Origin of the sequence: Undibacterium sp. GrIS 1.8 (assembly GCF_040544445.1) — a bacterium.
Lineage (GTDB): Bacteria > Pseudomonadota > Gammaproteobacteria > Burkholderiales > Burkholderiaceae_D > Undibacterium.
The window spans coordinates 1-16,340 of record NZ_JBEONQ010000068.1 but is presented as its reverse complement, the minus strand read 5'-3'; the positions used below and the strand labels follow the sequence as shown (position 1 = coordinate 16,340).

Annotated in this window: 18 protein-coding genes; 1 reads left to right on the top strand and 17 read right to left on the bottom strand. The window is 46.9% G+C overall.

Annotation, left to right across the window (positions count from 1 at the left end; all coding sequences use genetic code 11):
• The 15 genes from AAKU64_RS20550 to AAKU64_RS20480 all read right to left on the bottom strand — a co-directional run.
• The coding region (locus tag AAKU64_RS20550) for a DUF6531 domain-containing protein (protein ID WP_354362857.1) at positions 1–745 on the bottom strand (745 nt) is incomplete at its 3' end.
• 87 nt (positions 746–832) lie between these two features.
• On the bottom strand, positions 833–1,738 hold the full coding sequence (locus tag AAKU64_RS20545; protein ID WP_354362856.1) for a TadE/TadG family type IV pilus assembly protein: 906 nt from the start codon (positions 1,736–1,738) through the stop codon (positions 833–835).
• Between the two features lie 61 nt (positions 1,739–1,799).
• Complete coding sequence (locus AAKU64_RS20540) at positions 1,800–2,168, bottom strand: DUF192 domain-containing protein (RefSeq protein WP_354362854.1); 369 nt, start codon at positions 2,166–2,168, stop codon at positions 1,800–1,802.
• A 7-nt stretch (positions 2,169–2,175) separates the two neighbouring features.
• Positions 2,176–3,063 (bottom strand): type II secretion system F family protein, encoded by an 888-nt coding sequence (locus AAKU64_RS20535; RefSeq protein WP_354362853.1) that lies wholly within the window; start codon positions 3,061–3,063, stop codon positions 2,176–2,178.
• A 133-nt stretch (positions 3,064–3,196) separates the two neighbouring features.
• The gene (locus AAKU64_RS20530; protein WP_354362852.1) at positions 3,197–4,048 is read right to left on the bottom strand and encodes a type II secretion system F family protein; all 852 of its coding nucleotides are present in this window, start codon (positions 4,046–4,048) and stop codon (positions 3,197–3,199) included.
• A 2-nt stretch (positions 4,049–4,050) separates the two neighbouring features.
• The gene (locus tag AAKU64_RS20525; RefSeq protein WP_354362851.1) at positions 4,051–5,742 is read right to left on the bottom strand and encodes a TadA family conjugal transfer-associated ATPase; all 1,692 of its coding nucleotides are present in this window, start codon (positions 5,740–5,742) and stop codon (positions 4,051–4,053) included.
• A 1-nt stretch (position 5,743) separates the two neighbouring features.
• Positions 5,744–7,219, bottom strand: a complete 1,476-nt coding sequence (locus AAKU64_RS20520; RefSeq protein WP_354362849.1) for a type II and III secretion system protein family protein — start codon at positions 7,217–7,219, stop codon at positions 5,744–5,746.
• Positions 7,220–7,236: 17 nt separating this feature from the next.
• Positions 7,237–8,334 (bottom strand): Flp pilus assembly protein CpaB, encoded by a 1,098-nt coding sequence (gene cpaB, locus AAKU64_RS20515; protein ID WP_354362847.1) that lies wholly within the window; start codon positions 8,332–8,334, stop codon positions 7,237–7,239.
• A gap of 71 nt (positions 8,335–8,405) precedes the next feature.
• Positions 8,406–8,585: a hypothetical protein gene (locus tag AAKU64_RS20510; RefSeq protein ID WP_354362846.1), complete on the bottom strand. Its 180-nt coding sequence runs from the start codon at positions 8,583–8,585 to the stop codon at positions 8,406–8,408.
• Positions 8,582–9,253 (bottom strand): hypothetical protein, encoded by a 672-nt coding sequence (locus AAKU64_RS20505; protein WP_354362845.1) that lies wholly within the window; start codon positions 9,251–9,253, stop codon positions 8,582–8,584. The genes AAKU64_RS20510 and AAKU64_RS20505 overlap by 4 nt, the downstream gene beginning before the upstream one ends.
• A 34-nt stretch (positions 9,254–9,287) precedes the next feature.
• Entirely contained in the window at positions 9,288–10,034 is a 747-nt protein-coding gene (locus tag AAKU64_RS20500) for a hypothetical protein (protein ID WP_354362844.1), read from the bottom strand.
• A gap of 96 nt (positions 10,035–10,130) precedes the next feature.
• Positions 10,131–11,246 (bottom strand): OmpA family protein, encoded by a 1,116-nt coding sequence (locus tag AAKU64_RS20495; protein WP_354362843.1) that lies wholly within the window; start codon positions 11,244–11,246, stop codon positions 10,131–10,133.
• On the bottom strand, positions 11,243–12,109 hold the full coding sequence (locus AAKU64_RS20490) for a TadE/TadG family type IV pilus assembly protein (RefSeq protein WP_354335434.1): 867 nt from the start codon (positions 12,107–12,109) through the stop codon (positions 11,243–11,245). The genes AAKU64_RS20495 and AAKU64_RS20490 overlap by 4 nt, the downstream gene beginning before the upstream one ends.
• Entirely contained in the window at positions 12,094–13,587 is a 1,494-nt protein-coding gene (locus AAKU64_RS20485; RefSeq protein WP_354362842.1) for a pilus assembly protein TadG-related protein, read from the bottom strand. The genes AAKU64_RS20490 and AAKU64_RS20485 overlap by 16 nt, the downstream gene beginning before the upstream one ends.
• A gap of 255 nt (positions 13,588–13,842) precedes the next feature.
• The gene (locus AAKU64_RS20480; RefSeq protein ID WP_354335430.1) at positions 13,843–14,124 is read right to left on the bottom strand and encodes a Flp family type IVb pilin; all 282 of its coding nucleotides are present in this window, start codon (positions 14,122–14,124) and stop codon (positions 13,843–13,845) included.
• A 746-nt stretch (positions 14,125–14,870) separates the two neighbouring features.
• Here AAKU64_RS20480 and AAKU64_RS20475 point away from each other — a divergent pair.
• Complete coding sequence (locus AAKU64_RS20475; protein WP_354362841.1) at positions 14,871–15,365, top strand: hypothetical protein; 495 nt, start codon at positions 14,871–14,873, stop codon at positions 15,363–15,365.
• Here the strand turns inward: AAKU64_RS20475 and AAKU64_RS22670 are convergent.
• Both AAKU64_RS22670 and AAKU64_RS22665 read right to left on the bottom strand, forming a co-directional pair.
• Positions 15,353–15,781: an IS3 family transposase gene (locus tag AAKU64_RS22670; RefSeq protein ID WP_503012721.1), complete on the bottom strand. Its 429-nt coding sequence runs from the start codon at positions 15,779–15,781 to the stop codon at positions 15,353–15,355. The genes AAKU64_RS20475 and AAKU64_RS22670 overlap by 13 nt on opposite strands.
• The gene (locus AAKU64_RS22665) at positions 15,778–16,065 is read right to left on the bottom strand and encodes a transposase (RefSeq protein ID WP_503012722.1); all 288 of its coding nucleotides are present in this window, start codon (positions 16,063–16,065) and stop codon (positions 15,778–15,780) included. Before AAKU64_RS22665 ends, AAKU64_RS22670 begins: the two co-directional genes overlap by 4 nt.
• Positions 16,066–16,340 lie beyond the last annotated feature (275 nt).

Sequence of the window (16,340 nt, the reverse complement as noted above, 5' to 3'; positions counted from 1 at the left end):
GGGGATCGGTGACTTGAGTGAGTACGCCTTTAGGGTTGTAGTCGAGATGTACCACTTCGCCTGTCGGGGCGGCAATTTGGACGAGCTTACCCAGATGATTGAAATACAGCTGGCGACCGTTGCTCCAGGTCCAGATATATTCTTCGCCGCGCTGAGTTTTAGTGATGCGCATGCTGCCATCAGTGGGGTTATTGTTGGCACACTGGCAGGGCTCTTTGACATCACGGTCGAAGATCAGGCGGCTACCGTCCGCCTGAATGATTTGGATGGTCCGGTTCATCGCGTAGAGTTCGGTTTCGTAGCTGAGTTTCCAGCCTCGTCCTACAATCCCTATGCTGTGATGAGGACTGCTAAAGACGCTATTGTAGTGACGGACAATTTCTAGCCCAAGGACGCCTGGGAGTGCGGCCATGTCGGTTTCGCGCTGATATTTGTTGCCGGTGATGACGTTGATCGGATTGCCGGCACCCACACTGATCCCTGCACCGATGCCCGTGCTGGCAGGGCCGGAACTATCACACGTGGCACCGCCTGGATTGGCGGGACAAGTGGGGCCTCCAGGTGGCGTGACTGGCGGGATCGTAGGTGGGACGGGTTCCGGAATGCAACTGGCTTTAGTCGGGTCGCATTTGGGGCCGCTTCCAGGCAAGGTGAAACCTGCCTGCGCCAAGCCGCTGGCTATACTGAGCGCTACGCTTAGCGTCAAAGCGTATAGCACTGTAATACCTTTCGTTTTTTGTGTCATTGCTTCATCTCTCACGGTTTTTTTGTATTGAGTGACTGCTTAGCTTCGATATCTATGCGGTCTGACTTGCGCTGCCCGCGACGCCTATTAACCGCCGCATACGGGACAATCCGCACCCGTGCACGCCCCGCCGGGATCGACTGGCGTACCTGGGTCACTCGGGTCGTCGGGCGTGCCAGGGCCGCCCGGAGTGCCAGTCCCAGGCGGCGAACCTGGGCCACCCGGGGTGCCGGAGCCTGGTGGTGTACCTGGTCCCCCAGGGCTGCCCGAACCCGACAGGTTCACTTGATAAAATGGTGATTGCATGCGTACCATTGCCTCACTTTGGATGTGAATTCTTGGTCCTTTCAGCAGTGGATTGACGCAGGTTGTCGTCAACGGGGTATCGCCAATACCGAAAGGGTTACTCATGCCACTGCCGCCCGCGCTGGATGGCGGTGTGCTGCCATTAAGCGCAGCATTTAGCATCCGGTCGATGATCGGGACTATCAGACGAAAACAATAGGTCACTCTAATATGTAGGATGTTTGCATCCTGTACTGAGATTTTAGAATTGGTGCCTGCTGTCGTTGTGCGGTAGTTGAGAGTATCGTTCGGCAATTCTGATCCTGACACAGCATCAAGTCGTGGCCGTCCAAAGTCATCTAGTGCAGAGGACGTTGGGTTGAGAATCTCTATATTAGTCATGTTGCTCAGCAATGCGGTTTCTTCTACTGCTTTTCCAAGCGCTACTGCATAACCAGCGGGACTGGCATCACTAGCAAACATCGGGGCAAGGCCTCTGCTGAGCGCATTACGCATGGCACCCACATTGCCATTGTGTAGGGCGCCAGCCCGCGCTGCCAGCAGCGTCGCATGATTGAGTACAGCACGCCCTTGGTATAAAAATGCTAGCTGGATGATGCCGAATACCAGCAGAACAAGGACAGGAAAGATGACAAGAAATTCCGTCGCCGACTGTCCCTTTTGTGGTGATAGGGGAGCTTGCATCATAACGACAAGCTTTCTGTTGCAAGCATGATTTTTGACATTATTCTTACGATCATTATCGATCCTATGGTTGATACTGCAGACTTGCGATCGGCAGTATCATCCCTGGCGTAATGGTGCAACGAGCCGCTTCGCCAGCGGCTAGTTCCAGTACGCAGTGGGCGCGCAGATGGCCGCTTACCCGACGTGGCGCAACCGCAGTGGCAACCTTTAATACCATCCCGTCACGTCGTAAGAAAATGACATCGATCGGATATCGCATGCCGACGGTATGAATCAAATTACACGGTTGCAACAGCATCGCTTCGCCGCTGCGGAGTGCAGGCCGTGCCAGCAAGCCGCGCATGCGCGCAAACATGGACATTGCAATCATGACGTCCAGAGCGTGTACGCGCGACGCAACATTAAATACTAATGGAAGATGTTTAATCATTGCTGTCTCAAAATCTAACGCCTGATTGCATAAATTTAATCGCAATCGGAAACATCAGGACTAGAAACGTCACTGGAAATATGAATGCCACCAGAGGGAAAATAAGCTTAACGGGTGCTTCCATCGCCAGTTTTTCTGCGATTTGAAAGCGCTCAATACGACGTTGTTCTGCCTGAGCGCGAAAAGTAACTCCCAGGCTCGCACCCATACGTTCAGCCTGAATCACTGCACTAATAAAACTTGATATTTGTGGTATCCGGACACGCTGATCCATACGACGCAAAGCATCGGCTCTTGTCAATCCTGAACGCAAATCTCTCAGGACAAATGCGAATTCGTTTTTTAGTGGGCCAGATGGACCTTTTGCAACGGCCTGCGAAATCGCGCCTGCCATATTCAAGCCTGCCTCAACCGACATCGTCAAAAAATCCAAATACGTAGGTAAGGCTTTGACGATGAGCTTTTGTCGCTTTTTTAGCGATTCCTTTAACCAAATACGAGGATAGATATAACCCAGCGATGCAACACCAACTACCAATAGCCAGTTGAATAAATTCGCCCATGACAGAACAATCATAGTGATACCCGTAAATGCGCATAGACTGACAAGGCATAAGGCAATGAATTGAGTTGGACTCATTAGATAGAGCAAGCCGGCTAGTCTTAGTGTTTCGGTAGGTCCGGCCAACATACGTTTTGGGATCAGTTGACAAAGATGGTAGTCAACCAAACGGATCAACGGCCATTGCATGCGCAACACTTTGGGCAATGGGTCAAGAAACTCACGATCCTCATTAGGCACTTCATGCTCAAGGCGCATCGCGCCGTAAATAACTGCTGCTGCAAATGCGACAAACGCAACGCCAATCATTAGTGCAATAACTAATTTATCCATACCGATTTCTTCATAATTAAATCTCATCAAGCGAAAATGAAAAGGTGTGATCCTAGCCCTTTTATTTTCGTATCAAACGTTCCTATCTTGCGAACATGTCGTATTGGTTTCTGCCTGAGGTTTGGTGTCAGAATCAGACATCAATATTGGTAATCTTGCGGATGAAGTGATAACCAATGGAAATCGTTATCACGATGACTGCCATCGTTACCCAGCCGTACCATGTATTAAACAGCGGAGCCATTGCAGCAGGCTCCATAAAATTTAGGATGAAAATAAGAAATACGGGAAGTCCTGCCATGACGATACCCTGCATTTTTCCCTGCGCGGTTAAGCTACGTATCTTGCCTTCCATCTGTAATTTTGTACGGATGGTCTTTGCAATTGCGTCCAGTGTTTCCGCCAGATTTGCACCGATGTCACGAGACAACGCCATGCCTGCGACCACCAATGCCAAGTCCTGTAATGGAACGCGCTTTTCCATGGCCTCAAGCGCCACTCCAAAGTCAACCCCCAAACGAATCTCACGTAGCAAAAGATCAAATTCCTGCGATATGGGAGGCTTACCTTCGCTCGCCACACTGTCTATCGCAATCGGCAAACTTGCACCAGCGCGTAATGCTCCTGTAATCATTAGTAATGCATCGGGCAATTGTTGCTCAAATAAACGCAAACGCTTCTCGGCTACATAACGTAAGACATAGCGTGGCGCAACGAAAGCCACAATCACGCACCCGCCTGTCAACACTAAATTACCCGTCACAAACCAAGCAACCACTGGTAATAAAATCAGCACAGCAATATTAATTGCCATGATGCGATTGGCATCGGTAAATATGAACATATCTTCCAGATCCGATTTCGCAGACGCTGCTGCCTGATTCTGTCGAGCAGAAAACCAGCGGCTACCGAAATGCAAGATCATCCAGATCAGGATCAGACCAACTACAAAAATTGCGCCAATAATAAAAGCTGGGTTGTGCATGACTATTGCACTCGCTTAATCATCGCGCCGCGCGAAAAAATCGACACATCGACGGCTACTCCGCGTTTAATCAAATCCTGATAAAAATCCGGGATATGACCTGTAGGCGCGAAATGACCGCGAACCTTGCCGTCGGCATCAAAACCATCTTGTTCAAATTTAAAAATATCCTGGAGTTGAATCAGATTCCCTTCAATACCGGTTACTTCAGTGATGTAGGTAACCTTGCGAGTGCCACAAGAAAAGCGTGTTTGCTGCACTATCAGGTTCACTGCGGAAGAAATTTGTTCCCGGATCGCCTGCATGGGTATGTCTAGTCCGCTCATTAAGGTCATCACTTCCAGTCGAGACAAACAATCCCTTGGGCTGTTTGCATGGGCAGTGGTCAAAGAGCCGTCGTGACCGGTATTCATGGCCTGCAACATGTCAAGTGCCTCACCACCGCGACATTCACCAACAATAATGCGGTCTGGCCTCATCCGCAGGCAGTTCTTGACCAGATCACGGATGGTTACAGCGCCACGTCCTTCGATATTTGCGGGCCTCGCTTCTAGCGATACCATATTCGGCTGAGTCAACTGAAGTTCGGCAGCATCTTCTACTGTAACGATGCGCTCGTCATCGGGAATAAAATTGGACAGTACATTCAATAAAGTCGTCTTACCTGACCCAGTTCCACCCGACACCACAATATTTGCGCGCAACTTGACGGCGATCCGAAGAAACTCGACCATTTCACGATTAATTGCGCCGAAACGCATCAGATCTTGATCAATCAATTTTTTCTTAGAAAATTTTCGAATCGTAATACTTGGTCCCTTGATTGCAAGCGGAGGAATAATGGCATTCACACGTGACCCATCTTTGAGACGTGCATCTACCATGGGCGAGCTTTCATCAATACGCCGCCCCAATGGAGAAACAATACGCTCGATGGCAGCTAGAACCGCTGCATCGTTAGAAAATGAAATATCAGACCGCGTTAGCTGACCATTGCGCTCAACAAAAATATCATTATGACGATTGACCATTATTTCGGAAACGGCATCATCAGAGAGCAGCGACTCCAGTGGACCAAGACCAACAATCTCATTGAGCACCACGTCACGCAAGTCTTCACGCATAGCCCTCATTGATGCAAATGCAGTATCGGTGTCGATCAATTCTTCAATCAGTTTTTTTACTGCCGATCTTAGTTCCGCATCAGCCATGCGAGACACATTTACCCGACGAAGATCCATAGCTGCGATCAGTTTTTTGTGCAACAAACCTCGTATCGCCATTCCCTCGGGACACTCTAGGGGACTATCTGAGACCTTGGGAACTACAGCCTCACGCACATTTTTTACCTCAGCTGGAGGAAGCAAAGCTAATTTTTTCTTCGCCATGAAGTCATAAGCCTCCTGCGTAGGATGAACCCGCACGCGGTAGGCCGATAACTCTATCGTATCGTTACTTGCAATCGGGCCGTATTCATTAACAGTACGGCCATTGACTTTGATGGGCGCCATACCGCCACAATCTTTTAGGAACAGACCTTCTTCGTCTAAGGAAAATTGCAACTGACGTCGTCCAATACGCCATCCGTTCAAGAGAATCAGACTATCCGCTTCTTTACCAAGAAAACAGCTTAACTCTGGACTTGTCACATCACCGACCAGGTCATCACCAAAAAAAACTTGTACGCGTATCATGTTAATTCCTATACAAATCTGGCTCAGGTTGAATGGAGGGTTCGGCTTTCTTTTGTAATTCAAGGGCTTTATCTTCAAACTCTTTTTTGTAGAACTCTCCGCGTTCGCGCAACTGTTTAGCAAGTCCGTCACCTGCGGAAATAATTTCTGGTTCAAGCAGGACAACAAGCTCCGTTTTATTATTTCTGAAATCATCCGAGCGGAATAAACGCCCCAAAATCGGGATCATACTTAGCCCAGGGACGCGATCAATCGCCGTAGACATTTCGCTATTTACTAAACCAGAGAGAGCGACAATTTCGCCTTGTTTCAAGCTCACTTCAGTTGCTGTGCTGCGGGTCAAAAAGCCCGGGATCCCGGAAACGGTAACAGCAGGATCTATTTGCGATAGTTCGGTTGATATCTTTGCCGTGATCACATTATTCGCATCGATCTGTGGCTCAATGGAAAGGATGATGCCGTAAGGCTTGAACTCGACAGTCGTAGAACCAAATGCACCACTTAACGGAATAGGTACTTCACCGCCAACCTGGAGCCGGGCTTTACCGCCGCTCTTGGCTGTCAGTTCAGGCGACGCCAAAATACGGACGTCTCCATTTGAAATGCCGAGATTCAAACGAGACGTGATTACTGTAGCCAAGCCGAGAAAAAGACCGCCCTGACTAGAACCGCTCATGACAAAAGGAGGAGTTGCGCTGAGAAGATTCTCGCCAGGAGTAATTTGGCGCGTATCGTTGTAAATCCCTTGTTTAGTCGCTACTCCAGTAAATCCAAACACAGGGCCATTTGCACTCTTGGCCCAATCGACACCGATCTGCTGCATCAGAGACCGTTTGACCTCAATAAAATGCAAGCGAAACAGCACCGAGCGTGTGTAAGCGCTACCTGGATCTTCTCTCAGATTGAAGATCAGACCTGGAGTCCCTTTGAGTGAACTTGCCAGTTGTTGTAAAACTTCTTTATGAACCATCCCTGACAAGACGAGCTCTGAGCCGACCTGCTCAACAGAAATTCCGGTGATACCTTTTGTCAGCGCATCTACCTTCGCTCTTACTTCGAGCATATTTTTGGGTACCACGTGCACATGGTAAGAATATACTTTGCGCTTAGTCCAAACTAGCAGACTGGTGGCACCAACCTGCTCAGCAATCAACAACAGATTTGAATCAACTGTCGTTGTGCTGAGGACGCTTCCACTTCCTAATGCAACACGTACGACTTTCTCTGGTATCGGTAAGACCATGATTTCACTAGTGGTGATCGTCAATGACTGCGTGGGTAGATATTCCAATACTGGGATATCGTTGTGCGACTTGAGCGCTGGACGACCGACTGTCGCTTTTATATTGCTACCATTCTGTGGCGCTGGCTTTAAGTCCTGCAGGCTTTGTGCGTGAACTGTACCAACCACTAAACAAAGAAGTGTGCTGACTAATAGAGTATGTGAATACTTCGCTGACATAGGATGTGATTTCATTAGAGACATTTAGTAAATTATTTATTTCCACGTAGTGCAGGAATTGGTTGATTAGCAGCAGACGAAGTACCATAAATGCCCATGAATCGAGGGTCAATTTGTCGAGCATCTGGTTGGGGGGCGTCGCTGACTTGTGCAGGTGGGTTATAACCAGTCAATGAGCCAGTCAATGTCTGGGCAGGTACTTGTGACGGTAGCAAATCCAATTTCGATACGATATGGTCGCCACGTCCACCTACGATAAACTCAATGCCGACGTCGCGCCCTTTGGCTGAAGCTGGAATCAAGTCTCCTGCTTTCAGCGGCTTCATGGCAAGAGCGTCACGATCTTTATCACCTCGCAAAACAACGCGAAATGTTCCCATTTTTTGGCCTACCAACAGCTTCGCAGCCTCACGTGGATTTACCAGCAAGGTAATTGTGTCAAACCCTTTTTCTCGTACGCCTTCAACATCACCCGGCCTAACCATTTTATCGGTTTGCTCTACCGGCGCATTAACATCCTGAAACTCTTTTCCTGTCGCTAAGATCACCATATCCTGCATAAATAAGCTCACCTGCTCTAATGACTTTTCATCAGTGGCGGAACTGCTATTCAAAGGTTTGGGCGCTTTAGACAACAGGAAGATATCGATATGGTGATGTGGGCGCAAGGTTTGCGCGATCGAATTGATATTGTCAATATCTATCGTCATGGCCCGAGTACCGGGCGGCAGTAGCGCCGCCACATTATTGACCTCAGGCTGTTGTAAATCAGTTAGCCGAACAGGGCGACCGCCGAGTACCGGACGCGCTAACTTCTGTCCCTCCATCGAAGGAAAATCTTTAGCTAAAAGCGTATCTGGGTAAACTAAATCTTCCTCGATTGAACGGGACACGAACATAGTTCCATTCAAAATCGTGTTAACACCGACATTAGCTTTCGGTACTACTACACTGACTTTGGGTGTTGCTTTTTTACGTGAGCTGTTTGTCAGCTCGACCTTGATGCTTTCTTCGCGTTGCTGCAAATAAAAGTAAGCAAGAAATGCAACCCCACCGGCAAGAGCGGTTGCGAAAAGAAGAAGGGCGATTGGGCTGGTGAGTTTAGCGACGAGTTTCGAATTATTTGCCATGTTGGTTTAAAAAATATTTAAGCTTAGGATCTGCGTATTTCAGGTGTCGCAGAAAGATTTGTGTGGGATGCTCAAGGACTAAACGAGATCACATAGGAGAAAGCAGTATAAAAACTCTTGATAGCATCAACCAAGGCTTGCACTGGGGATGGCTCCATCGAGCTTAAAATAAAAATGATCGCTGTAAATGCGACAACGATTGCGTATTCGGTCATCGCCTGACCAAGACAGTTGGTGCTGATTACTTTCATAAAGCCTCTGATATTGTCATTACTACCTGCGTCTCACGATCTGGCCAGATTACGATCTCGATCTGTTGACGATCTTTTTGTGCACTGACAAAAAGGGAGCCCATTCCGGTCTTTTTGTTATTCACTTTATGCGAACGCGCTGCAGCCCATTTATTGGCAGCTAGTTGTTCCATAAAAAACTGGTTCAACTCATCAATCGAGCTCCTCGAAGTCATCGAAATGACTAATCCTTTTCGACCATCGTCATTACTTGCGACGGTTGAAGTGAGCTTTGCATTAGGGGGGAGCGGTGCGCCCATCGATTGCGGCGTTACCGAGCTAGACATGGTTTTGTGGCTCAGCGCAAGATAACCAAAGGCACCGTTACGCTTTGTCAGCTGCAGCGTTACCAGACATTGATTACCCATCGCTGATAACACATCCCAACCTAATGTGGAATTGCGTTTAACAGAATAGCCAGCCGCACTCCAGGTCTTTTGGGTGCGCTGCATAATCTCTTCAACACTTTCACGTCCCTGAACCTGACTTATAGTCATAGCAAGACCATTAGTAACTACATCACTCCCGACCGTTACACCATTAAGACCTTCCGGTATCTGCTTAGGACAAGCGAACGCCCTAGTCGTCACGAGCAGGAAAGTAAGCAAGCTTAGGAAGAGAAATTTCATAGTCTTATTGGAATAAAAAGAGAATTAACAAATTTTAGTGTTCATGGTTGGATACATCGGCACAGCTATCAGCGATGCGTGTCCAACGCTCCTTACGAGTTACTTCTCCCATAGTTTTCTTCCCCTTCAGCGTTGCAATTGCCATGCTGAACGCTGCAGCCTCTTCGGGGGTTTTTGCATTATGTTCAGCCTTGATCAGACCTTCCATTGCTACAGCGCGTTTTTTACTCATTTCATCTTGCATTTGCGGCAATTCAGCCAATTGTTTTGCCGCCTTATTCCGCGCCTCGGCAGTTGCCCCATTTTTGGCAGCATTTTCCAATACCGGCCGCAAGGAGTTCAAATCCATGCCCCCTGGAGACTGAGCAGGTGCTACTACGGTTACATACTCCCAAGTAGTTGTATCGAGTTTGCGGATCGTGACTGTCGTGGCGCCGGGCGGACAATTCGCTTTATGAATCACGCCATACTCCGTGATCGTTGTAGATTGTTCGTGGCAACTACCTAAGGCTGTTAGCGCATATGGCGGCACAACGCCGATCACTCGTGGCTTCACGCAGTAGGTAAGTGGCCCCTTGCCTTTGTATAGTTGGTTGCCTGCTTCATATCCATCCGCTTTTATAGATGTGGTTGTATTACCGTTCGAACCGTCTTCCGATAAACGAACGTCGGCCGAGTGACCAGGTGCTTGTGTTGATGCCTTGTTATCACTGTCAATCCGGTATAAACCGGCTGGCGGTAACATTTGCTCACTACTTGCCGCAGAAGCTGTTATGTCCATGCTAAATAGCAAAGCCATGCACGCTATTTTGTTGCGCCTAAATTTATTTATAGTCATTCTGTGTATTTTCTAGTGGATGGATTTTGGTGCGAACATTCAACGTGCCACCATCTCGACACGACGATTTTTTGTTCGCCCCTCATCATTCAGATTGTTCGAGACCGGCGCAAAATTGGCTACCCCTTGTGATTGCAAGCGATCGGCTGCAATGCCGTACTGCGTATTAAGAATCTGAACCACAGCGTCTGCGCGCTTGCGGGATAGGGCGAGATTCTCTTCCACCGAACCTTGGTTGTCGGTATGCCCGACAATGAAGACTTTGAGTGCTGGCTCGTCTCTTAAAAGTTTGGCCATCTGTTCCAGAGTTGGATTCGATGCAGACTTAATGACGGCTTTATTGGTGTCGAATAAAATCCCGTACAAAGCAATCTTACCCTCGCGCTTGATCGATGCACCTATCGTGCTGGCATCGATCGACACCATTCCTTGAGCTATCGGCGCTGTTTCAATAATTTGTATAAATTGCTGGACTCGTCCCTGGCTGTACTTATCGCTTTCGTCCCCGCTACGCAATGCTATTTGTACGCTGACTGTGCCTGCCGATCCGATCTTCCTAGCATAAATGTAATGAAATCCGGGTTTGTATTCGAACATCCTGATAATGTAATAGTCGTTACTGCCATTGTCATTCCAGTGCGCCGCTTGCGCCCACCGGACGATCTTAGTTTGTGTACGGTCTTTGTCACATTGCACGGTTTCACACTGATACAGTATTTCAAAACCGGCATCGCGTAATACAGTTTGATAGTTACGGAATATCGCTAAGGCGTCATGCCCTTTTGGCCCCCAATACACTTTGTTTGATATTTTTCCCTCGGCAGTTTGCTCAAGCAACTGACCCTTGTTTGACACAAGTGTGCGTGCAACTCCATAGTTTTCTTCGCCATACATATATAAAATCGACCCAGCATAGCGCGAAATAATTGGGTGATCGCTACCACCAGTACGATCTTCGTCATAGACACCCGCATGAGTGAGACTGACGGATAGCAACAAAAATATACCGACTCCCAAAAAACTAACTCGCCGTATAAAATTTAAAAACCGTTTAAAAATCACTTTGAAACCCTTTGAATAAATACGATTGTTTCTACCCCAAGGCTTATGCCCTGAAGAATGCTCGTCGAAATGTCGGCATTGTTGTGAGTTCATTTCAAACGATCCGCAGGCACTTCATCTACCTCGATTTTCCCTACCTCAATTTTTGAGGGAATTGCCCAATCCCATGGTGCAATGCCAACTTTCGCTGCTGTGACGATCGCGCCGAGCCCCTGAGCAGTCGGTACTGCTTCTGCTACCATTGCCCTGGTACCCACCTTGCTGTTGGAAGACCAGGTATTCGACAAGATCGCGCCTGTTGCTTCGAAATCTAATCCAGCCCACGCTGGTGCCTCGGACCACAGATGCTGGTAGACGCCACTATCCTTCGCAACGTTGTTGAGCGAAACCTTGGCAACGGCAAGCGTATCGGTAGGTAGTGGAGGGACAAAATTAAATAGCCCTTTAACGTTAACCGAAGCCAGTGCCGTAAGGACAGCTCCGGCCACATCTTTTTTTGGCTCCTCGTAACTAACTAAAGTCGCTAGTTGAGAGTAATCGTTTAGGTAGGCAGTCCCCGATGTGTCATGCCACATCGGATCGACACCATTGACAAAGTTAGATGCGCTCTTATCACTATCCTTGATCACGGTGGCTATGTTCGATCTATCGTTCAAGATACGTAACGCTATTTCGTTATTGATTCCAGCTGCTGATTTCTGATTTGGCTGATTAATTGAATAAAAGTTAGAGGCGCCATTTTCATACCACACGGTACGTTCCCATGCGGCGTAACGCGCAGCCATGTCTGTGGTGTGCTGGACATCTATAAACTTCCCAAGTGCTGAGATCGCAAGGAAAAGTGGAACAAGAAAGAACATTGCTGCAACCAAAAATTCCACCATGGCCTGTCCATTCTGCTCCTGCTTGATATTCTTTTTCAGGTTAATAGCGAGACTTTTCACTGAGCCGCCCATGATAAAGTTCGCTCTGCAAGAGTTCTGTCTACAAGACGAGTTTGCCAATAAGGATTGAACAGATTGGCCAATTCGGCTTTATCATCATCGCGATGCCAACCATTACGGGTAAAATTTTTTAAATCGTCGGTCTTAGAGCGATAAAAATATGCATGCGACGAAGATAAAGTACGCATGGTATTGCTTTTTAGACCGTCATCCAGCTTAACAATAGTTGAGGCAGGCAAAAATTTTGATGCAGTCCTAATGGCTGCACCTGGATGCTCGACTTCGATGGTGATCGTATATTTTCCGCCATTTTCTTCTGGTGTTTGATCCTTAGGAATGGAACCGAGCGGATCCGTCATGTCACGGTAATAATTCTGCAATCCTCCAGAAGAATCGAGCGTCGAACCTGGTCCCGTGATGCTGTAGCGGATCAAACCTGGAACCATAGGCGGCGGAGTAATGAGTGCGCCTCCATATAGTTTTGTCGAAAATGGATTATTTTTATAGCCAGAAGACTCGTTATAGTCACCTGATGCGCCTGCCAATCCACCACCAGATCCGCCAAGGCCAAAATTGCCGTCGATTAGTGGCGTTGTTTCAGTGGCATAGCAAATTCCAGATGGAAAGCACGGATACCAAACGGTACAAGTCTGAAATCCTGTACCCATAGTGGCATCGAGAGAGAGCCAGCGTTTTTTATCTTCGCTCAATATGCTGCCGCCTGCATGAGTAAAACCAAAAAAAGTGAAGGACGATACATAGTTGGGCAGCATGGTGCATAAATTTACAGTGCTCGCCCACATTGGTACCGGCACCGAAAAGCGATTGCGTGTAAACAAATCGGTCGAGTTCTCGCTGACGACTACATCCGCAAAACGATCCGCCTCTGACGAGCTATCGTTTGCGCTATGTTGTTTTGTGGAGTTACTCCAATCTTTGACTTGAAATGCGGTTTTGCCGACGGTAAAACCACCCGTAGTAACTTTTGCATCAATATCATTACGTTTGACGACTTCATCGGCGACCAATACCATATCTAGAGCGGTTGCAACGTGATGCGCTTCTTGCGCCTTTTCAAACGCCTGAATAAGCAAATCGAGTCCCTGCACAGCAATAGGAGCGATTGCCGCGAAGACAGAGTTAACGTTTTCAATAGGCAGGTTTTTGCCGAAATCCCAAGCAGTCGTAGAAGTAGGGATCAGTTCCTCAAGCGACAATATCGCGCCACCCATACGGTCATGGGTATCAGCAGCATCTTCAAGGTATGACTTGAGGCTCACCAACTGCACCACCGCAACCTGATTTGCCACCATCGCTCGATTGGTATACGCTGAAAAATTATGATCGCGTGCCTGTAATACACCGGCACTGTAGGCGCCAGCATCTGCTGCATTTTGTAATCTAGTCTTGGCATTTGCTAACATGCCACTATTGAAGAGCAAAAGCACCACCAAAGCAGTAGCTGCTGCAAATGCGAGTGTGAAGATCAACGTTTGACCTCTTTCATACCGGCTTTGCGAAATTGTACGCTTTGAAATTTCAAGCAAACTCATGTCTATGACATTCAAAATATTATTGCCACTGTAGATAAATATAAAGTTTTGGCAAATTTGCCAAAAAAGAGTGGTGGATTAATTAGTGTTAGCAAGTAGAAGAGAGCACTTGCAATAGAAACTAAGAATTGTCTGACCCCAATAAAGCCAGACAATCACTCAGTAAAGCGGTCCAGTCATTTAAATTTCAAGTTATTGGGCGTCATTGTCTTTATTGTATTCAGACATACCCTTGGTTGTATCGCCACGTGTTGCGGCAGTTGTCGCTGCAGTACCAGCTTTTGTGATTTGATCATCCGATTTCTTACCGGCAACTTCATTTGCCATACCAGCAGTTTGGTTACGTATTGTTTTACCGAACATGCTGTACACGCCTATAGCTGCGACAGCAATCATTGCGACAATGATGATGTATTCCATCATTCCTTGACCGCGCTGTGTACGAATTAACTGCTGTGCTGATTTTTCTTGCATTTCGAATTCCTTGATTATTTATAAAAACGGGGCTACCCCAAGTAACTATGCATACCGTCTTGTAACGCATAGATAGCTGACGAAGTGGTGCTGCAAGCGATAAAAAATAATTAAATTAAAAGCATTACGCTTGCATTGAAGTCAATTATAATTATATCAACATTAATTGTAAATAGCACAACTTATAATTATTTGTAACTTAATGTAACAAATGGTTATCAGAGATCGGCTGAGTTTCTGAATCTTTGTGATAACTAGCATTTATTTTTAATTTCATAAAAAAGTTGCTTTAAATGCTTTTCTTTTTTTGATTTGCAAAGAGATTCTGACAGTTGGACGTGCTCGGGATCATACGAATGAGATTGTGTTGACACGCAATGAAGCTACTAGTTTGGTCAACACTATGAGCGCAGTTACGCAATTTTGAAGGGGGATATTGACAACATTTTTAATACAGATAACTAGCTCCTGAAATGAATTTTCCAGAAAACTTGATCTATAGAGTTTCCTCCTGATCATTCATCTGCTTTTAAAAAAAGTTGAGCTCGTACGAAGTTGTGTTTTTGTGGAGTGATACGATCGACAATAGCCACATTCTTGATATAATTAAAAAATTGATAACATCTTGATTCTTAATTGTTTGCTGTTTCTTTGTAGCGGTAGACAAAATACACAGTACTAAATCATTCAATCAAGATGCATATGCAAATTTAATAGGCCTCACTAACATTTTTATTATTTGATTTATGAAATATATTCTTTTGACTTGCCCAACTTTTTTATTTTTGACAATTTCTGGCACGCTTTCTGCGCAGTCGGTAGATGCTCAGCGTTATGTAAATGCGCAAGGGGTTGAAGTTATTCAAAGTCGTCAGCAATTTTTACCAGACAATACTTCAACTCTGCCTGTAAAACCTACGCCCGTAATTAAAGAGAACATTAGCAACCCGAATACTTTGATGCATTCGCAATCGAACCCAGCAAGTCTGAATAGTAAGCTTCAGATTTCTACAAAAGAGCAAGCTCAGCGCGACCATGAGCGCGCAGCAATACTTAATCAGGAACTCGCAAACGAAGTAACAGCTCTTCAGACAAAATTAAAAATACTGAATAGTCCATCAATGAAGGCAAAACTCAGTGACCAAGAGTTACTTCGTCTTCAGGAAACAGCAAGTGCCCATGAGCAAAACATCCGATCACTAAATTCTGAAGTAAATAGGATGTCTGCTCAAACTAAATAATTGGCAAAAATAGAAATATTGGTTGTGCCAAAGAGCTTTATGTTTAAGCAGCGTATCTGCACGAGCAGGTTCTCTGCCACTGGTAAGCCGTGCTTGGAATCGGTCGTAACTTTGTAGCGCTGCTTGTGACGGGCGCGTATGCCATGTTCTCGCATCAGGCGTTCGACACGTGCCTTGCTTGCAGACAAACCGCGTGAGCGTAACTCACGCACAATGCGTGGACTACCGTACGCACCTTTACATTGCGTGTGAATGCTTTCAATGGTGTGCAGTAGTTGGCCGTCGCCGAGATGCTTGCGATCTGACACACCACCACGCTGCCAAGCGCGGTAGCCTGAGAGACTGACGTCAAGGGCATCGCTCATGTCGTTTAAATCAAATTGCTTGCGGTGCTCTTTCATCCACGCGTACTTCACAGCACATCCTTGGCGAAGTGCGCTGCTGCCTTTTTTATGATTTCGTTCTCCCGTTTGAGACGGGCGTTCTCTGCACGTAATTGGGATAACTCCATCATTTCTGGCGTGATCACTTTGCTACCTACTCCAGTGAGCTTGCCTTCATTGGCGGCGGCAATCCAGTTGCGTAAGGTCTGGTCGCCTAGTCCAAGTTCTTTGCGAACCGTCGTAATCGATTGACCGTCTTTCACTCGTTTGACGGCGCGTTCTTTGAACTCTACTGTGTACTGCTTTCTCGGTTTGATCTTCGTTTTAACTCTTCCATAGTGACTTGATTTTACGTTACTTATGAGGAGCTAAATTTCGGGGGAAGATCAAGTTTTTGTCCGAACCCCCTCGGTGGTTATCTGTTTCTAACCATTGCCGTAATTGGTCTGTGAAAGGATCAATTAATCGACTGACTTGCCGCGGAGGGTACTTCGGCTTGTCAAACAGCGTGCAATACTTACCAGATTAGGGGTGGAAACAGCGTCCAAAAGTTTCCACCCTAGTGTGTCACCATCCGGTGTTTTAGCCGGGG

Excerpts from the sequence above, each read along its gene's own strand:
- AAKU64_RS20545 (WP_354362856.1), bottom strand. The coding sequence starts at position 1,738 with ATGATGCAAGCTCCCCTATCACCACAAAAGGGACAGTCGGCGACGGAA.
- AAKU64_RS20540 (WP_354362854.1), bottom strand. The coding sequence starts at position 2,168 with ATGATTAAACATCTTCCATTAGTATTTAATGTTGCGTCGCGCGTACAC.
- AAKU64_RS20535 (WP_354362853.1), bottom strand. The coding sequence starts at position 3,063 with ATGGATAAATTAGTTATTGCACTAATGATTGGCGTTGCGTTTGTCGCA.
- AAKU64_RS20530 (WP_354362852.1), bottom strand. The coding sequence starts at position 4,048 with ATGCACAACCCAGCTTTTATTATTGGCGCAATTTTTGTAGTTGGTCTG.
- AAKU64_RS20525 (WP_354362851.1), bottom strand. The coding sequence starts at position 5,742 with ATGATACGCGTACAAGTTTTTTTTGGTGATGACCTGGTCGGTGATGTG.
- AAKU64_RS20520 (WP_354362849.1), bottom strand. The coding sequence starts at position 7,219 with ATGAAATCACATCCTATGTCAGCGAAGTATTCACATACTCTATTAGTC.
- cpaB (WP_354362847.1), bottom strand. The coding sequence starts at position 8,334 with ATGGCAAATAATTCGAAACTCGTCGCTAAACTCACCAGCCCAATCGCC.
- AAKU64_RS20510 (WP_354362846.1), bottom strand. The coding sequence starts at position 8,585 with ATGAAAGTAATCAGCACCAACTGTCTTGGTCAGGCGATGACCGAATAC.
- AAKU64_RS20505 (WP_354362845.1), bottom strand. The coding sequence starts at position 9,253 with ATGAAATTTCTCTTCCTAAGCTTGCTTACTTTCCTGCTCGTGACGACT.
- AAKU64_RS20500 (WP_354362844.1), bottom strand. The coding sequence starts at position 10,034 with ATGGACATAACAGCTTCTGCGGCAAGTAGTGAGCAAATGTTACCGCCA.
- AAKU64_RS20495 (WP_354362843.1), bottom strand. The coding sequence starts at position 11,246 with ATGAACTCACAACAATGCCGACATTTCGACGAGCATTCTTCAGGGCAT.
- AAKU64_RS20490 (WP_354335434.1), bottom strand. The coding sequence starts at position 12,109 with ATGGGCGGCTCAGTGAAAAGTCTCGCTATTAACCTGAAAAAGAATATC.
- AAKU64_RS20480 (WP_354335430.1), bottom strand. The coding sequence starts at position 14,124 with ATGCAAGAAAAATCAGCACAGCAGTTAATTCGTACACAGCGCGGTCAA.
- AAKU64_RS20475 (WP_354362841.1), top strand. The coding sequence starts at position 14,871 with ATGAAATATATTCTTTTGACTTGCCCAACTTTTTTATTTTTGACAATT.